The following is a 17,221-nucleotide window of genomic DNA, read 5'->3' on the forward strand; positions in this document are numbered from 1 at the left end:
GGCAGCGCTCGCATCGCTCGCGCTGCCGCCTCCGAGCGCTGCGCCGTACGACACAACGCTGCCGAACGGCCTTCGCTTGATCGTGCGACCCGAGACCGTCAGCCCGACGGTGAGCGTGATCGGTGAAGTCCGCCAGGAACCGGCGCTGCAAGTGCCATCGGGTGAGGAAGGCTTGGACTCGCTGCTCGGCCAGCTTTTCCAATACGGCTCGACGTCGCTCGACCGCTTGGCGTTTCAAAAGCAGCTTGACGACATCGCTGCGAACGAATCCGCAGGCGCGTCGTTCTCACTCTCGGTACTCGCGCAGCACTTCGATCGCGGCATGCAGCTGCTCGCCGACAACGAGCTGCACCCGGCGTTGCCGGCGGACGCTTTCCCGGTCGAACAGAGGAACTTAGCCCAAGCACTTTCCGGCCAGCTCGCGAGCCCCGCGTACAAACAGTCGCGCGCGATCGACGTGGCGCTTCTCCCGGCAGGCGACCCGGCGCTTCGAGAAGCGACGCCCACCACGGTCGCAGGCCTGACGCTCCCTGATGCGCAGTCCTATTATGACGCCGCGTTCCGTCCGGACATGACCACCATCGTCGTCATCGGCGATGTCACGCCGGAACAAGCACGCGCTTCCGTTTTGAAATGGTTCGGCGGTTGGGCGGCGCATGGCGCTCGACCCGTCACCGACTTGCCGCCGATCGCTGCGAACTCACCGTCGAGCACGGTCGTCCCCGACTCTTCGAGAGTTCAAGACTCGGCGACCATGATCGAAAACATCGGCGTCGTCAGAACGAATCCCGACTACTATGCATTGCAAGTCGGCAACCACGTCTTAGGCGGCGGGTTCTACGCCACACGACTGTATCGGGATCTGCGCGAAAAGGCCGGACTCGTCTACTTCGTGGGCAACAACCTGAGCGTCGGCAAGACGCGATCGACGTTCAGTGTCGATTTCGGCTGCGATCCTCAAAACGTCTCGAAGGCGCGCGGGCTCATCGTGCGCGACGTCGCTGCGATGCAAAAGAAGCCGGTGACGGCGGGCGAGCTCCAACAAGCAAAGGCGTTGTTGCTGCGCCAGATCCCGCTTGCGGAATCGAGTGAAAACGACGTCGCATCGGGTCTGCTCGCGCGCGCCACGAGCGGCCTCCCGCTCGACGAACCAAGTCGGGCCGCACGGCGATATCTGAACATCACTCCGGCGCAAATCCAAGCCGCGTTTCAGAGATGGATCCGCGTCGGCGGTTTCGTGGACGTCGTGCTAGGGCCGAACCCGCAGTAGATGTGACCTTCAGACCCGTTCGGGGCCGAGGCGTTTTGCGCGCGGACCCGAATGGTAGCGTCATGGATAATCGGCCGATTCACATCGCCGCGATTGCTTTTTTTGTCGCCGGCTCGATCACGGCTGCGCCGGCGTATGCCGACTCTCCCGCGGTCGCGCGGGTCACGCTCGATAACGGTCTGCGCGTCGTCGTCGAACGGCAAGCGACCGCACCGATCGCGACAGTCTCCATGGACTATCTTTTCGGTGTCGCCGATTCGCCGTCGTCCAATGCGGGTCTGGCGTTCGGAGTCTCGGAGTTCATGACGCGGCAGGTCGATGGATTGAATGCCGATCAGCTCTCGAAGCTCGTGGGTGCGGTCGGCGGCAGCGTGAACGTCTATACGGCCGAAACGCTCACGCGATTTGTCTCGACCGTTCCTAGCGTCGATCTGCCGACCATCCTTATGCTCGAAGCGGCGCGGATGCGCGGACTGGGCGCGACGAGTGCGGACTGGAATCTCGACCGCCGGCTTGAGGCCCAAAATCTGCGGCAACTTTCGACGAGCTACGGTTACATCTGGGGCCGTGAGGTGGGCAACGCGCTCTTTCCGGGGTGGACACCCGTGAGAGACATCGCCATGCCCGACGCGCTCGGCGCGACGCCGTTCGCCGATGTCAGCGCCTTTTGGAACCGCTGGGTCGGGCCGAACAATGCCGTGCTCGTCGTCACCGGCGATGTCGATCCGAATTCGGTCGTTGCGTTGGCGAAGAGCGATTTCGGGTCGCTCCGTAAGATCGTGGTCGGAAAACACGACGATCAATCCGCGCCCGCGCCGCACGGCGCCACGATTTCGATCAAAGGCGATGTGGTGGCTCGTTGGGCGTATGCATGCGTCGAACTGCCCGGGCTGGGCAGCCAGGACTATGCGGCCGGTCAAGTGATCGAACGCGCGCTGAATGCGGCGAGCGCAGATATCCACGCGCTCGCGCTGCAAGGAACGGCTATCTCCGCGAACTTCTCGACGGTTTTCCAAGCGAGGCAGGCGCTTGTGGCGTGCGGGCAAGCGAGTACGGGCCGCGATACCGACCCGAAGACCGTCGCGAAGAAGATGCGAGACGTGCTGACGACCCTGGCCGCTCAAGGCCTTTCGGAAAGCGCGCTCGAGTCGGCAAAGCGCGGCGAAGAGCTGAGCTTGCAGCTCGACATCGCGGATGCGCCGGACCTTGCGGGATATTTGGGAACCGCATCGGCAGAGATGGCCGATACCACGCCCGAGCAGTACCTGGCCGCCGTTCGCGCGGTGACGGGGACGGATATCAAACGCGTAGCTGGGCAATATCTCAACGCGGACCGCATCGTCGTAGCATCGAGCGTGACGAACGTGGCGCCGGCGGCGACGGCGAAGTCGCAGACCGTTTTGTCTGCTGCATCGTCCAACGCTCCTTTGCCGTCGTGGGCGGCGGCTGCATCGGTCCCACCCGAAACGCTGCCGTTGTCCATTACTCCTATGGATGCGACGCTGCCGAACGGGCTGCGCGTCATCTCTGTGCCGATACGCGGATCGGGATTCGTATCCGTGTACGGCCGCGTCCATGTGGACGCGAACATGGAGGCGCCGCCGGGCGCCGAAGGCGTGGGCTTGCTGCTCGACCGCCTTATCGCACAGGGACCGGCCGATATGTCGCCGGAAGCGTTCGCGCGCGCCGTCGACGAGATCGGCGGCCAACTGCACGGAGGATCGAGCTTCCAATTCAGCGTCGCGCCGCCGGATTTCGATCGAGGACTCGCCCTCTTGTCGGACGACGAGCTGCATCCGACCTTCGACGACACAGCGTTTGCGAACGCGCGTTCAGCGGTGAGCGCCAACGCCGACAATTCGATTCACACGATGGGGGCATGGATCGGTCAAACGCTCAATGCCCATCTATTCCCACCGTCCGATCCGAGCCTTCGCGTGGCGAACTCGGATAGCGTCGGAGCGCTGGCGACCGACGATGCGCAGGCATACTACACAGCGGCGTTTCGGCCCGACCGAACGGTCATCGTCGTCATCGGAGACGTCGATCCGAGCACGGCATCGAGTGAAATCGGAAAGTGGTTCGGAACATGGCAACGCCCCGTGACGCCGGCTCCCGCCGTCGACCTCCCTGCCGTGCCGCAAAATAAGCCGTACTTCCAGAACCAGCCGGATCCGGGATTCGGTTACAAGCTTGTGACGCTGGAAGAAACACTCGACGTCACTCCCGTCAGCCAGCAGGCGTCAGCGTTGACCGCCGGGGTCGAGGCTCTCGGCGGCACGCTCTCGGGCAGCCGGTTTGCGCGCGACATCCGCGATCACGCCGGGCTCGCGTTCTTCGTATCCGACTCGCTCGCCATCGGACCGACTCGATCGACCTACAGCGTGCGATTCGTCAGTCTTCCGGCGAACGCGGAAAAAATCAAAGGCATCATTCTCAAAGACATCCGCGCGATGCAGACCTCTCCGCTGTCTACCGCCGATCTGACGCAAGTCAAAGCGCTCCTGATCCGTCAGCTCGTCCTGCAACTCGACAGTCCGCAATCAATCGCGGGGAAGTACCTGGATCTTGCCGTCGCGGGCGAACCGCTCAACCAGCCTTCGCTCGATGCTCGCACGTATCTGACCTTGACGCCGGACGACGTCCGCGCGGCGTTTGTGAAACTCGTGCGCGCACAGGGGTTCGTCGATCTCGAAGTCGGGGGTTCATGATCGCATTTGTCGCGGCGCTCGCGGTCGCCGCTGCGTCCCTGACATCGTCTTCGCTTTCGGCAAGCGGCGCGGCCGTGGACCGCGCCACGCTCGCCAACGGACTTCGGATCATCGCCGTTCGCGACGCGATCGCGCCGGTAGTCACGGTCGAGATGACATACCTCGTGGGAGCCGTCGATACGCCGCCCGGTTTTCCCGGCATGGCGCATGCGCAAGAGCACATGGCATTTCGCGGACTCGCCGGCCTTACCGGCGACCAAGTTGGCGGCATCTTCGCCGAACTTGGCGGTGACGCGAACGCTTTCACCCAGCCGACCACGACGACGTTTCGCACGACGCTGCCCGCAGCGGATCTCGGAATCGTCTTGCACGTCGAGGCGTGCCGGCTGCGCGGCATCGACGACGCTGCCGATGAATGGGCGCGCGAACGCGGCGCTATCGAACAGGAAGTCGCTCGCGATAGCTCCTCACCCGCATACGTCAGCCTTCGCAGTATGCAGGCGACCGCATTCGCAGGAACTCCGTACGCCGTAGACGGCCTTGGAACCCGATCGTCGTTTGACGCGACGACGGCGGGCATGCTTCAGGAATTTGCGCGGCGCTGGTACTCGCCCAACAATGCGGTGCTCGTGATCGCCGGTGACATCCAACCTGCGGACGCTATAGCACAAGCGACGGCCTTGCTCTCGGGCATTCCCGCCGGCCCACCGCCGCAGCATGCTCGCGTCCTTCTTGGCGCCGTGCATGCGCCGTCCGCCCACGTACCCGGGCTCGCAGCCGATCTTGTGGCCTATCGGCTGCCCGGAAGCGATAGCCCTGACTTTGCCGCTGCCCGAGTGCTCGTGGACGCGCTTGCCGATAAGCGCAGCGCGCTTGGCGCGCTCGTTCTCCGCGGCAGAGCGCAGGAAGCGGGCATCGCGCCGATCTTCGGACTTCCCGCCGCATCGTTCGTCATCGTGCATGCGTCGTTCGCCAACTATCAGGGCGGCGGTATCGCGCGTGACCTGCTCCAGCAGATCATCACGGATTATTCCTCGCTCGGCGTGCCCTCGGATCTCGTGACGGCAGCGCAAAGACGCGAAGCATTGTCGGTCCAGGCCCTCCCCGGATCGACAGACTCTGTCGCCGATGCGTGGACGAACGCCGTAGCGGTCGAAGGCCACGATTCGCCGGACTTCGACGCCGCGGCGTATGCGCGCGTCACGGTCGCCGATGTGAACCGCGTGGCGAAGAAATATCTCGACGCGTCACAGGCCATCAGCGTCGTGTCCGACCTGCGGGTGGCCGCTGCAAAGCGGAAGCCGGAGTCGAATCCCGAGGTTTTTGCACCGCAATCCGTCGCGCCGAAATCCCTTCCGGATTGGGCGCAGCCGGCCACGATCGACCCCGCGTCGTTAGGTTTTGCCGCGACCGAGCGCACGTTGTCCAATGGTTTGCACGTGATCGTCATTCCGCAGCCGGAAAGCGGTGTCGTCGTGATCCGGGGGCGCGTCATATCGCAACCTTCTTTGGAGGAACCTCAGGGAAAGGAGGGCGTGGCCAAGCTCACCGATCTCATGCTCGGGTTTGCGCCGCGGGCGACAGATCAATCGACATTTGCGACGGACCTCGATTCCATCGGCGCCGATGAAAAGACGGGCAGCGAATTCGGGATCGCTGTCCTGCGCGGCGATTTCGACCGCGGCGTCCAGTTGCTCGCCGAAAGCGAGACGACGCCGGCTCTTTCCAAGCAAGCATTTGATATCGCACGAGCGTCGGTGTTCATCGATGCGCTGACGGCCAGCGCCGTGGACCAGGCCGCCGCCGCGCGCATTTACCCGGCAGGCGATCCGGAACTGCGTTCGATCTCCATCACTTCCTCGCTCTCGCTCACGATGGCGGATGTGACGCGGTACTACGGTTCGTCGTTCATCCCGAATCTCACCACCATAGTCATCGAGGGACCGGTCACAGCCGATGACGCGGTCGCCTCTGTGAGCAAGTGGTTTGGATCGTGGCGGGCGGCTCTCATACCGCCGGTCACCGATCTTCCGCCGGTGGCGCCGAATTCCGCCGATTCCGTGTTTCTCCGCGATGATGCCGAACAAGCCGATAACGTCGATATGAAAGAATCCATCGAAGTCGTGCGATCGAATCGCGACTATTATCCGCTCCTGTTGGCAAATGAGATACTCGGCGGAGACGGTTTTGCCTCGCGCTTGTTCGACGATCTGCGCGAGCAGCAAGGACTCGTCTACTCTGTCGGAACCGATCTGAATGTCGGGGATACGAGGTCGACGTTCGGAATCGGCTTTGCATGCGATCCGGTCAATGTGTCGCGCGCGGAAGCGATCGTGCGTCACGACGTCCTTGCCCTCACGCAATCGCCACCCGGCGATGCGGAACTCGCGCGCGCTAAGCTGCGGGTCGTCGGTCGACTCGCCCTCGGCCTCGCGAACCAAGACGACTTTGCGACCCACGCGCTCGACCTCAGCACGGCCCGTTTGCCGCTTGATGAGGATGCACGAGCCGTTGATGCCATCGAGCATCTAAGCGGGCAGGATGTGCAAGCGGCATTTGCGCGGTGGATTCGAGCCGGCGATTTCGTCACTGTCGTCTCGGGGCCGGTGCCGCACTGAGCACGTTATGAGAAACCTTTTCGTCGCGGCGTCCGCGTTTTGCGTCGCCGTCCTTGCCGTCGGCGCAGCCGCAGCACCGTCGTTTGCTGATACATCTTCCGTCGCGCGGGCCACGCTCGCCAACGGGCTCCGGGTCATCGCGGTCCGAGACACACTTGCACCGGTCGTGACGACCGAGATGAACTATCTCGTGGGTTCGGAGGACGATCCGCCAGACGTGCCGGGCATGGCGCATGCGCAAGAGCACATGCTGTTCCGCGGCTCGACCGGAGTAAGCGGTGCGCAGCTTGCAAGCATCGCTGCCGGGCTCGGCGGTGATCTCAACGGCGACACGCAGCCCACCGTGACGCAATACATCTTCACCGTGCCTGCAAATGCTCTCGACGTCGTGCTTCACGTCGAAGCCGACCGCATGCGCGGGGCGCTGCTCTCGCAGGACGACTGGATCAAGGAGCGCGGTGCGATCGAACAAGAGGTCTCATCCGATCTCTCCAATCCGATCTACCGAGCTCGGGCGGATCTTCTTGCGGATATGTTCGTCGGCACGCCGTATGCGGCGCCCGGTGTCGGCACGCGCGACGCGTTCGATTCTTTGAACGCATCATCGATCAGGGCGTTCTACGACCTCTGGTATCATCCGAACAACGCCATCCTCGTCGTCGTCGGTGACGTTGAACCATCCACTGTTATCAGCGATGTGACGCGCTTGTTCGGCGCGATCCCCTCTGCTCCGCTGCCGGCGCATCCGTCGTTTGCTTTGCCGGCGCCGAAACTGGCCGACGTCTCATTCGACACGGCCCTGCCGCTAGGGTTCGCGCTCGTCGCATACCGGTTCCCCGGCTCCGATACGCATGATTTTGCCGCCGCAGAGGTGCTGGCCAACGTCATGGCCGACGAGCGTTCGCCGTTCTTCAGCGGCATACCGCATGACAAAGTCTACAACGCGTCGTTCGTGCTCGACGACATGCCCAAAGCCAGCTTCGGACTTGCGATGGCGGCAGCCCTTAAGCCGCAGTTCGTTCCCGACGTCAAGCGATGGGTGGCGATGAACGTGGCCGATTCGATCAGCGCCGGATTTTCTGCCGAACTCGTGCTGGACGCGAAGCGCAAGGCCGTGGCGCAGGACCTCTTCCAGCGTTCGTCCATCGAGGGTCTGGCGCAGGCGTGGAGCCAAGCGGTCGCAGTCGAAGGACGCGCGTCACCCGACGACGACATCGCTGCGATCAAAGCGGTCACGGTGGACGACGTGGATCGAGTCGCCGGCGAGTACATGAACGCGAGCACGGAGCTCTCTGCCGAACTCACGCCGCGCGATTCCGGCGCCGCCGTACCCGGCGATGCGTTTGGAGCATCGGAATCGTTTGCGCCCCAGGATGCTGTGCCCGTCGCGCTCCCGGACTGGGCGGCGTCGGTCGTCGAATCCACCGGCGTGCCGCCTTCGACGCTGCACCCGCTCGACACGTCGCTGCCAAACGGCCTACGTGTGATCGTGCAGACCGAACCTGGCAGCGGAGCAGTCACAGTCCTCGGCCAGGTACGAAACGATCCGGACATCGAGGCGCCGCCGGGCAAGGAAGGCGTATCGATCATGCTCGATCAGCTCTTCACGGACGGGTCGGCTTCGGAATCTCCACTCGACTTCTTGTCCGACGTCAGCCAGATCGGCGCCGAAGAGCGCGCGGGTTCCACGTTCTCGCTGCGCGTGCCGGCCGCCGGTTTCGACCGCGGCATGCTGCTGCTCGCCGACAACGAGATCCATCCGTTCTTTCCAACGGAGAATTTTGAGTCGATCCGCAACGCGATCGCAGATCGCGTGCAGGGTACTTCCGAAACGCCCGAATACAAGTCGGCGGTCAGCCTCTATGCGGCGCTGTACCCCAAAGGTGATCCGGTTCAGCGCGTTGCCACACCGGCGACAATCAACGGATTGAGCCTGCGAGACGTGCGCGATTATTTCAATGCCACGATCCGGCCGGACCTGACGACGATCGTCGTGGTCGGAGACGTGGACGACAAGCACGCGCTGGAAGTCGTGCGACGCTATTTCTCGAACTGGCATTCATCGGGCGCTCCGCCGGCGACGAGCCTGCCGCCCGCGCCCCACAACGCTCGCACGGAGGTGGCCATTCCGTCGTTCGGCGCCGTGCAAGACAGCGTGACGTTCGCCGAGACGATGGGGGTTCGATCGGGCACGGCCGATTTCGATGCGCTCTCGCTGGGCGATCAGATGCTCGCGTCGGAGTTTTACGCAAGCCGCCTGTATCGCGATCTTCGCGAGCAGTCGGGTCTCGTCTACTACGTCACGACGAAGTTCAACGCCGACGGTGGCCGCTATGCCTACGAAGTCCAGTGGGGCTGTGATCCGGGGAATGTGGCGCGGGTGGCAGGTATCGTGCAACGCGATCTTCAGGCCATGCGCACGACGCCACCGACTGCCGACGAGCTCCTGCGAGTCAAGGCGCTCGCGGTTCGCGCACTACCGCTTCAAGAATCGAGCCAAGGCGGCGTCGCTCAGACGCTGCTCGATCGAGCGTCGGCGGGTCAGCCGCTGGACGACGCGTCAGCGCAGTCGCGTTACTTGCAGATCACCGCGGCGCAGATCACCGCGGCGTTCGCGAAATATATCCGTCCGGCCGATTTTGTGCAGATCGTTCAGGGACCCACGCCATAATGAACGCAAGGCGCGCCGGCGGACCATGAAGGTCCGCCCCACATCGCGCGCCGGCGGACCATAAAGGTCCGCCCTACAGAACGCTGATGGCGACCGCGATCAGCGCGTCGCCGCGATCGAAACCTTCAACGCGGATCCGGACGCCCGGCCGGATGTCGGCGATGCTGCCGGGGCCGCCTCCGACGTCGATCGCCGTCGTGGGCGTGACGGTGATCGTCACGGTTCGGCCGCTCTTGGTCGCGAGCACGACATCGTTGGCTGCGTACTCGACTTTCGTCACGCGGCCCACATACGCGAAGCTTCCTTGATCTGGCGACGCGGCGGACGACGAAGGCGACGAGGCTGGTCGCGGATGGCTCTGCAACGGAGAAGCAACGGCAGCGCTGGCGAGTGTCGCGCACAGCAGACTTGCCAGGATCATCGCGGTTGAGTTCGTTCGGAAGCCCATCATCTTCGATAACGATTGACGGCAAGCAAGCGTTCCACCCTGACTATGACCAATCCAAAGCCCGCTGACTTTGCAGGGCGACCGTCTGGCATGCAAGCATCCGAGAACTTTCTCTCCACAAGGATGTGCGTGGACTCACACGACAAGTAGCACGGGCATGCCCAAACAGATCCGGTTGATCTTCCGTTTCTTGGCTATCGCGCTTATCCTCGCCTTGCTCCGGCCGTCGGCGGCTTCTGCGACAACCGTTATCGCCGAGCTTGGATCGGCGCCGCTCCTCGGCCAAACCGAGACGCTTGCACAGCTCCAGGTCAACGTGGCCCGCAATGAAGACAGGTTGGCCACAGCTGCGGCACTGGCCGGGATGACCGGCGGCGAGTTTCGGGCTTTCCGCGACGCAGTCCAGACTGTCAAGCCCGCTTGGGGACTCGTGCCGCGCCATCTCTCGGCGATGACGTGGTTCGATGGCTCGAAGGTGCGCGTCATCCGCGATGTGCTTATCCCTGCTGCCACGTACGGTTTCGAATACGATGAATCGTCAGCGAATGCACGGCTGCGAATATTTGTGCCGGTCGCTTGCGGCAATCTCTCGATCTTGCGCGAGCGGATCGTCCGTGCAGCGGCGCTTCCGCCGCGACGAGAAGTCGCATCACGGCCCGTCGCTATGGTACCCCCGGTGTCCGCGACGCCACCGCCGGCACCCGTTCAAGTCGCCACGCCCGCGACCTCGGCGGCGCCGTCGCCTGTTCCGTCGCCAACCACGATCCAACTCGGGTCGCGACCCAAACGCGGTATCTGGCCGTTCTTTGCGGTGTTGTTCGGGTTCTTGGATTTCGGAGGAGGCGGCGGGAACGGGGGCCCGATCCATAGTCCGTCATGCGCGTGCCGGCCGCACTGACGCGCTAGCTTACGAAATCGATCTCTCCGACATCCGGCACGATGCCGGCTTCGACCCCGCGCCGCAAGAAAAGCCGGATGCTGCGGCGGCCCTCATCGCCCATATCCACGGTTCTGTTGTTCACGTACATGCCGACAAATTTGTCGGCGGTGGGCGTGGCGAGGCCGCGCGCGTACTGCATGGCCCACTGCAGCGCGTCGGCGCGATTGGCCAATCCGAATTCGATGCTCGCGCGCAACTGACGCGAAGCTTCGCGCTTCACGTCGTCCGGCAGGTCGCGCCGGATCGTGTTCACACCCAAGGGGAGAGGCAGGCCAGTGGTCTCATACCACCACGTTCCAAGATTCACGATGGAGTGCAGTCCGAGGCTCGCATGCGTGAGCTGACCTTCATGGATGAGCAGGCCATACTCTGCTCGGCCTTCTGCGACGGCTTCCATGATCGTGTCGAACGGCATGACGACCGGTGTGAACCCACCGACGCACAACCGCAGCGCGAGATACGCGCTCGTCATGAGTCCGGGCACGGCGACGGTGGCGCCGCGGAGTTTTTCCGGGTTCACCGCGCCGCGCGCCACGACGATCGGTCCGTAGTCGCGCTCGCCCATTGACGCACCGTGCGTCAGAATCGCATACTTGTCTGCGACGTAGGCGTAGGCGTGCACGCTGATCGCAGTGGTGTCGAGCTTGCCTACTTTGGCCCAGTCGTTGAGCGTTTGGATATCGCGCAAGATGTGTTCGTACTGCAGGCCGTTTGTCGGCACGCGACCGCTGGCCAATCCGTAGAACATAAAAGCATCGTCGGAATCCGGCGAGTGTCCAAGTGTGAGCGTTCGCGACATGGCGTTTCGTTTCGCGCAGGAAGGCGTTTTCTCCGCCCCCGAATACTTGAAGCGATCATGGAAGCAAACACTCAGCCCGTCGAGAGCGCAGTCGAAAATGCGCCGGCGCCGGCGATCACCGAAGAAGTCATCCGCGAAGAGTTGAAAAACGTCGTCGATCCGGAGATCGGGCTCGACGTGGTCAGCCTCGGTCTGATCTACGACATCAAGATCGACGGTTCAAAAGTCGACGTCGTCATGACGCTCACGTCGCCGGGCTGCCCCGTCGCCGGCGCGTTCATGGCAAGCGTTCAGTCCGCTGTTTCGCAGGTTCCGGGCGTCGCCGATTGTCACGTGGACCTCACATTCTCGCCGCCATGGGACCCGCGCACCATGGCGAGCGATGAGGCCAAGATGATGATGGGCTTCTACTATTAGCAACGCCGTCTCCATCCGGCGCCTTACCAAACGATACGGAACGATCTCGGCCGTCGACAGCCTTTCGTTCGACGTTGCGCAAGGCGAGTTTTTCGGCTTTCTCGGACCCAACGGCGCGGGCAAGACGACCACGATCAACGCGATCGTGGGCTTAGCGACGTTTCATGAAGGGACGATTGAGGTCTTCGGCCACGATGTCGTGCGCGACTTCCGTGAGACGCGCGCGCTCATCGGCCTCTCCCCGCAGGAATACAATTTCGATCGGTTCCTCACCGTCGAAGAGATATTGGTGTTCCAGGCGGGCTATTTCGGCGTCCCCGCGCGCGAGGCGAAGCGGCGGACGGCGGAGTTGCTCGAGCGGTTCGGCCTGACCGACAAACGGCGTGCGACGCCGCTGCAGCTGTCGGGCGGCATGAAACGCCGGCTAACGCTAGCGCGCGCGCTCGTGCATCAGCCGCGCATGCTGATCCTCGACGAACCGACCGCCGGTATGGATGTGGAGTTGCGACTCGAGCTCTGGGACTTCTTACGCGAGCTGAACGCCGACGGCATGACGATTCTGATGACGTCGCACTACCTCGAGGAAGTGGAACTGCTCTGCCAGCGCATCGGCATCATCAACGAAGGCCGCCTCGTGGCGCTTGAGGACAAGAGCTCGCTGATCGAGCGGCACGGCTCAGCGTCGCTGCAGGATATTTTTCTCGATCTCGTCGGAAGGCACGCGCGTGGTTAACTACATCGGATTGTTCACGCTCGTCCGGCGCGAACTCAAGCGCACTTTGATGGTCATCAATCAGGTGATCTGGCCGCCCGTCATCATGACACTGCTCTTCCTTTTCATCTTCGGCTTGTCGCTCGGTTCGAGGATCAAGACGCTTGGCGGCGTTTCCTATGTGGAATTTCTCATGCCCGGCCTTGTCATGCTCAACGTCATCTCATCCAGCTACGACGAGGCGTCGTCGTCTATCTTCCAGCACCGCTTCATGAACTCGATCCAGGAGCTGCTCGTCGCGCCGCTTTCGTACCTCGAACTGCTCGTGGGATTTCTCACCGGCAGCGTCTTGCGCGGCATGGTCATCGGCACGCTCGTCATGCTCATCGGCGCGCTCGTGGTGCACGTCGGGCCGAGCAATATCGGCGTCTACCTCTTCTTCATGGCCTTGACGTCGCTCTTATTCTCGGCGATCGGCATGGTGGGGGGTTTGCTTGCGAAGACATGGGACAATCTCGCGATCGTGAACACGTTTGTCATCACCCCGCTCACGTACGTCGGCGGCGTGTTCACGAGCCTCGCGCTGCTGCCGCCGTTCGTTCAGCGCTTCGCGCTCATCAATCCCATGCAGTACATGGTCGACGGGTTTCGCTATTCGTATACGGGATCGGTCGATATAAGCTTGGCGGCCGATGCCGCGGTGGTCAGCGGCGTTGCCGCCATCGTGCTCGTGGTCGCATTCGAGATGATGCGCCGCGGCGTCAACCTGCGCGTCTAGGCTTAGTTCACCACTCGACTTTTTGACGTCAGCACTGTCAGCTGCCGCCCTTCATATTTCTCGATCTGCATCCGGCGCAGATCCGACAACGGTATCGATTTCCCGCTCACGACATCGAACATGACCTGCGCGGTGTTGACCTCGGCGATGAGCAGACCAGTATCGGTGTTCTTGATCTCGTGTTCGACGAGAAAGCTCGAGCGTCGAAGCTCCGTGACGCGGCAACCGACGGTGAGTTTGTCTCCGAGGTGCGCCGGCGCCTGATAGCGCGCGGTGAGTTCGGCTAAGACGAAGTCGAACTCTTCGACCTTCGTGATGCCCGTGATCTCCATCCAGTACTCGTTGCGGACCGTCTCGCAGTACGTGAGGTATTGTGCATGGTTGACATGGCGCATGCCGTCGATGTCGCGAAATGCGACGGTGATCGGCCGGTTGAACTTGAAGCGCGATTCGGGCACGTCTGTTTGTGACTCCTTATCGTGGCGAGCGACGTCGGTGCTGTTTGGCTGCTTCAGCCGCAGACACGCCCGTTGTGAGGCGATATGTGCCTTTTTCGGCCATCGCCACATCCGTAGCTCGGCTACTTCTCGTTAGTGTATCGAAAACCATACCGGTCCGGAGCCGGGCTTTACTCCTGCATCGCCGCCGTGCTGCCGCGATCGAAGAACAGATAGTCGTCGAGCGAATCAAAGAAGTGATAGTGGCCCAGCGTGTAGGTCAACTGGTCGTAGACGGATGAGCCAAATCCGAAGATTCCGCCGCCGGCGCGCAGGCTCGACGTGGTGGTCTCTTCGCGAAGCAGCCACTGGCCGTGGAAGTTCATGTAGCGCACGTCCCAATTTGCCGTGGTCGCGGAGCAGCCGTTGAAGATGCCGGCAACCGTCAACCGCTCTGGCTCAAACGACGCCTCGTCCACCCACATCCCCCGCACGCGATATTCGCCCGGATCTTCGACTGGTGTCAGCGCTAAGTGCCAGCACGGCCCAGCGTCGCACTGCTCCTCGCCAACGAGCGTGGCGGTGTAGTAACGCGCGGTCGCCGTCACCTTGCCGATCACCGTCGCGTTCGCGTTGTCCGTGGATTGCGGATGCGGATGGAAGTCGACCGCCGAGCGCGGCACGAAACCGAACGAATAGAACGGCGAGATGCGCGGCACGCCGTATGGCGTGCCGACGCCTTCATGCGGGGCAAAATCCCAGCCGAGTATCGAGAATCGCGTGCCGTACATGCTCGGCTGCTGGTTCGTGGAATACAGCGGCGCTTGCTGTGTGATGACGAAATCGTCTGCCGTGCGCACCCAAGCTTGGAATCCTTCAGCGTACAACGAGCCTCGGACTTTCGCGCGCACATCGATGAGATAGCGCATGTAGGACGGATACGTCCGGGCGCGCCACATCTGAACGGCGCGATCGAGTATCAAATCGCCGTTTGTCGCGGAATTTTGATCGCCGGCGGATTGCGTGGGCAGTGCGGTCGGCGTCGGCGTCGTCCCCGAAGGTGCGCTAGCGTGCAGAGCGGCGGCGACGAGCGTTGCCGTGACGAGCGAGCCGAACGAGCCGATCATGCCCACCGCTAGGCGTCACCGTGCGTCATCTCCTCCTTCTAGGCTTGCTCACTCACGGCGTTCTTCGCGACGCGGCCGGATATGATCGGGAACCTCAGCACTCGTCACGGGCAGCCATTCAACATCGAAGGAGCCCCTATAGCCGAATAGTGGTCCCCAGCGTTTGTTCGAGACTCGAACGTCGATGTGGAATTTACCATCGTTATCATCGAACCACTCGCACACGTCGGCGATTCCGGACATTGCCATCGGAAATTTGAACGCCACCGGACCTTCGTAGAATCGCTGTTCCCCTGAGCGGAGTCGAAGGCCGCCGTTATTTGCAACGGAAAGGTCGATGTCCACCGCGAGGTGTTGATGGGTCCCTAGGTAGTCAACGATTTTGTTTCGTTGACCGCTGTAGACCATGTACGCGTCGAAGCGCCGTCTTCGAGAAGTCTCGAAAGTACGGATCCATGTCACCGTTTCACGACCGAGCGAATCGATGTACGCATAATTTTCAAGACTGAAGGGCACTCCAACCGCAGATTCGGGAAACATGATCCGTCGCCACGCACCAAGGTGGAGAAAGGGAAGCGTGAAGATCGCGCCGTGCCAGATCTCATCCATGACTCCTCGACCGATGGCAGCGACACCATCGACACTGCTAAATCCGAAGCGGCGCTGCATCTGAGGATGGAGGCGCTGAAAATCCGCGCCGAGCGCTTTACTGTAAATCGACGTCACGGGCTCTTCTCGGGTCTCCGCAGGCAGGCTCGAGACGTCGGTATGTTCCGCGACGCGACCAGCCCGATGCACGAGAGCACCGCTATGAGGATGTTTAGCACGACTGGGTTGAATGCCCGGAAAAAATACTGAGGCGATGTGACCGCGACGACTGTGGTAGCGACGATCATCAATATCATGGCCAGGACCAGCGGCCAGCGCGAACGCCACGCCATCAACGAGACGACGGCGAACGCGATTTCCGCGACGCCCAGCGCACGCAATGATTCGGGAATCGCCGACGCCGCGACCCCAGCGGCAAGCATCATCTGCCGTTCGTCCGCGTCAGCGAACAGGAGCTTTGGGACCAGACCTTGATAGAGAAATGCAAACGCGATGGAGCCACGCGCCAGCATGTTTATCAGCGCGCGCTGGCCCGCGGCGGCGGGTTCGACATCTGACTCGAGCCACAGCCGTAGTCTATCGAAGCTCCACGCAGTGGCCCAGCCGAGCAGCGGCCGAAACGCAAGTGCGTCGAATACCTTACCCAGAACACCGAAGCGCGTCGCGTAGTCGTAACCGGTGATGAATCGGACTCCGTCAGCGGCGGGTTCATACCTCCAGTATCCGGACCCGCTCTTGATGAGCGACTTCGGGTCGTCGGACCAGAATCGAAGCGCCGAAGTGCGTGCGCCGCTGCGATCCTCTTTGGAGGCTGTCGTCTCGCCGGCGCCTCGTATTTCCGTGCCGAATCCGATGCGCGTTTTATATTCGAACTGTTGCGGCAGAGTCGGGTCAGGCCGCTGCAGATACGTTATCTTGAAAAACCGAAGATCCCAGCGCTCGTGCAATTCGGGCGTTTGCGTATAACGCCAGATCTCGTCCAGTGGGCGCTTGATCACGATGTCAACGTAAATCTGCAAGTAACAGGCCTCACAAGTGGTCGACCCGAGCAATCGGGGTTCGAGGCTAGCCTCACGGCTCCCCGGCGTCGAAAATGGCGATATGGCATAGGCACCGAACCCGAACCGGGGGCAAGCATCAATGTAGGGAGATCAAGAATGTCTCGTCCGGTCATCGCGGCTTCGATTCTTTTCGTTTCAGCTCTGCTCGTCGCGTCGTCGGTAACGGTCGGCCGGTCCGCTCCTGGACCGGTCTATGTCCACATGAACGGCGGCAACCATTTCCTGGAACCCGTCATCGCGGTCGCTCCAGGAGAACAGATCGTCTTCGTCAGTCAAGACACTGGCGGCGCCCATACGATAGTCGGCTTCGATCCAACAACGGGCAAGCCGATGGGACCGATCAACGGGTTGGTTCAGACCGCAAAGGGCGGCGCGGTTACGACGTACGCCGTTCGCATCGGTCGAGTCGGTATTTACAACTACTACTGTTCCGTCCACGCGCTGCTCGCGAAGGTGCTTGGAAATTCGGTTCAGCCCGCAGTGCGCCCCGGAGTTGACGGTTTCAAGGGTGCCATGGCGGGCGTGGTGATCGTGACGACGGACACCGCGCTGCTCGACGACAATCCCCCGACCAGTCACGAGAAGGTCGTTGCCGGATATTTCGGCGGCTAGGCGCCGCAACG

At 62.4% G+C, this 17,221-nt stretch carries 15 protein-coding genes; 9 read left to right on the top strand and 6 right to left on the bottom strand.

Annotated elements, in window-relative coordinates:
• The 4 genes from VKT51_06240 to VKT51_06255 all read left to right on the top strand — a co-directional run.
• Positions 1-1,270: pitrilysin family protein (locus VKT51_06240; protein HLJ83751.1), on the top strand; the 1,270-nt coding region annotated here is incomplete at its 5' end.
• Between the two features lie 62 nt (positions 1,271-1,332).
• The gene (locus VKT51_06245) at positions 1,333-3,981 is read left to right on the top strand and encodes an insulinase family protein (GenBank protein HLJ83752.1); all 2,649 of its coding nucleotides are present in this window, start codon (positions 1,333-1,335) and stop codon (positions 3,979-3,981) included.
• A complete protein-coding gene (locus tag VKT51_06250; GenBank protein HLJ83753.1) occupies positions 3,978-6,599 on the top strand; it encodes a pitrilysin family protein in 2,622 nt (873 codons plus the stop codon). Before VKT51_06245 ends, VKT51_06250 begins: the two co-directional genes overlap by 4 nt.
• A 7-nt stretch (positions 6,600-6,606) precedes the next feature.
• Positions 6,607-9,270, top strand: coding sequence for a pitrilysin family protein (locus VKT51_06255; GenBank protein HLJ83754.1), 2,664 nt, complete (start codon positions 6,607-6,609; stop codon positions 9,268-9,270).
• Positions 9,271-9,343: 73 nt separating this feature from the next.
• On the opposite strand, the gene VKT51_06260 is transcribed toward VKT51_06255, so the two are convergent.
• Positions 9,344-9,691 carry a hypothetical protein gene (locus VKT51_06260; protein HLJ83755.1) on the bottom strand — a complete coding sequence of 116 codons (348 nt, stop codon included), beginning with the start codon at positions 9,689-9,691 and terminating at the stop codon, positions 9,344-9,346.
• Positions 9,692-9,875: 184 nt separating this feature from the next.
• Here VKT51_06260 and VKT51_06265 point away from each other — a divergent pair, with 184 nt between their 5' ends.
• A complete protein-coding gene (locus tag VKT51_06265) occupies positions 9,876-10,616 on the top strand; it encodes a hypothetical protein (protein ID HLJ83756.1) in 741 nt (246 codons plus the stop codon).
• A gap of 4 nt (positions 10,617-10,620) precedes the next feature.
• Here the strand turns inward: VKT51_06265 and VKT51_06270 are convergent, their stop codons facing one another.
• Entirely contained in the window at positions 10,621-11,457 is an 837-nt protein-coding gene (locus VKT51_06270; GenBank protein ID HLJ83757.1) for an MqnA/MqnD/SBP family protein, read from the bottom strand.
• Positions 11,458-11,514: 57 nt separating this feature from the next.
• Here VKT51_06270 and VKT51_06275 point away from each other — a divergent pair, with 57 nt between their 5' ends.
• From VKT51_06275 to VKT51_06285, 3 genes are read left to right on the top strand one after another with little or no spacing between them, the layout of a single operon-like run.
• Positions 11,515-11,874, top strand: coding sequence for a metal-sulfur cluster assembly factor (locus tag VKT51_06275; GenBank protein ID HLJ83758.1), 360 nt, complete (start codon positions 11,515-11,517; stop codon positions 11,872-11,874).
• A 43-nt stretch (positions 11,875-11,917) separates the two neighbouring features.
• The gene (locus VKT51_06280; GenBank protein ID HLJ83759.1) at positions 11,918-12,607 is read left to right on the top strand and encodes an ABC transporter ATP-binding protein; all 690 of its coding nucleotides are present in this window, start codon (positions 11,918-11,920) and stop codon (positions 12,605-12,607) included.
• Positions 12,600-13,364, top strand: coding sequence for an ABC transporter permease (locus VKT51_06285; GenBank protein HLJ83760.1), 765 nt, complete (start codon positions 12,600-12,602; stop codon positions 13,362-13,364). Before VKT51_06280 ends, VKT51_06285 begins: the two co-directional genes overlap by 8 nt.
• 2 nt (positions 13,365-13,366) lie before the next feature.
• Here VKT51_06285 and VKT51_06290 read toward each other — a convergent pair whose 3' ends face one another.
• The 4 genes from VKT51_06290 to VKT51_06305 all read right to left on the bottom strand — a co-directional run bounded on the left by VKT51_06290 (position 13,367) and on the right by VKT51_06305 (position 16,589).
• On the bottom strand, positions 13,367-13,822 hold the full coding sequence (locus VKT51_06290) for a thioesterase family protein (GenBank protein HLJ83761.1): 456 nt from the start codon (positions 13,820-13,822) through the stop codon (positions 13,367-13,369).
• 170 nt (positions 13,823-13,992) lie between these two features.
• Positions 13,993-14,934, bottom strand: coding sequence for a hypothetical protein (locus tag VKT51_06295; GenBank protein HLJ83762.1), 942 nt, complete (start codon positions 14,932-14,934; stop codon positions 13,993-13,995).
• Between the two features lie 42 nt (positions 14,935-14,976).
• Positions 14,977-15,654, bottom strand: coding sequence for a DUF4166 domain-containing protein (locus VKT51_06300; protein HLJ83763.1), 678 nt, complete (start codon positions 15,652-15,654; stop codon positions 14,977-14,979).
• Positions 15,651-16,589, bottom strand: coding sequence for a DoxX-like family protein (locus VKT51_06305; GenBank protein HLJ83764.1), 939 nt, complete (start codon positions 16,587-16,589; stop codon positions 15,651-15,653). The genes VKT51_06300 and VKT51_06305 overlap by 4 nt, the downstream gene beginning before the upstream one ends.
• A gap of 105 nt (positions 16,590-16,694) precedes the next feature.
• Between VKT51_06305 and VKT51_06310 the strand changes: the two genes are divergently transcribed.
• Complete coding sequence (locus tag VKT51_06310) at positions 16,695-17,210, top strand: hypothetical protein (GenBank protein HLJ83765.1); 516 nt, start codon at positions 16,695-16,697, stop codon at positions 17,208-17,210.
• Positions 17,211-17,221 lie beyond the last annotated feature (11 nt).

This window comes from Candidatus Eremiobacteraceae bacterium (assembly GCA_035295225.1).
GTDB lineage: Bacteria > Vulcanimicrobiota > Vulcanimicrobiia > Eremiobacterales > Eremiobacteraceae > JABCYQ01.

What these genes read in the sequence shown, in the direction of transcription:
- VKT51_06245 (HLJ83752.1), top strand. Translation starts at nt 1,333, where the DNA reads ATGGATAATCGGCCGATTCACATCGCCGCGATTGCTTTTTTTGTCGCC.
- VKT51_06250 (HLJ83753.1), top strand. Translation starts at nt 3,978, where the DNA reads ATGATCGCATTTGTCGCGGCGCTCGCGGTCGCCGCTGCGTCCCTGACA.
- VKT51_06255 (HLJ83754.1), top strand. Translation starts at nt 6,607, where the DNA reads ATGAGAAACCTTTTCGTCGCGGCGTCCGCGTTTTGCGTCGCCGTCCTT.
- VKT51_06260 (HLJ83755.1), bottom strand. Translation starts at nt 9,691, where the DNA reads ATGATCCTGGCAAGTCTGCTGTGCGCGACACTCGCCAGCGCTGCCGTT.
- VKT51_06265 (HLJ83756.1), top strand. Translation starts at nt 9,876, where the DNA reads ATGCCCAAACAGATCCGGTTGATCTTCCGTTTCTTGGCTATCGCGCTT.
- VKT51_06270 (HLJ83757.1), bottom strand. Translation starts at nt 11,457, where the DNA reads ATGTCGCGAACGCTCACACTTGGACACTCGCCGGATTCCGACGATGCT.
- VKT51_06275 (HLJ83758.1), top strand. Translation starts at nt 11,515, where the DNA reads ATGGAAGCAAACACTCAGCCCGTCGAGAGCGCAGTCGAAAATGCGCCG.
- VKT51_06310 (HLJ83765.1), top strand. Translation starts at nt 16,695, where the DNA reads ATGTCTCGTCCGGTCATCGCGGCTTCGATTCTTTTCGTTTCAGCTCTG.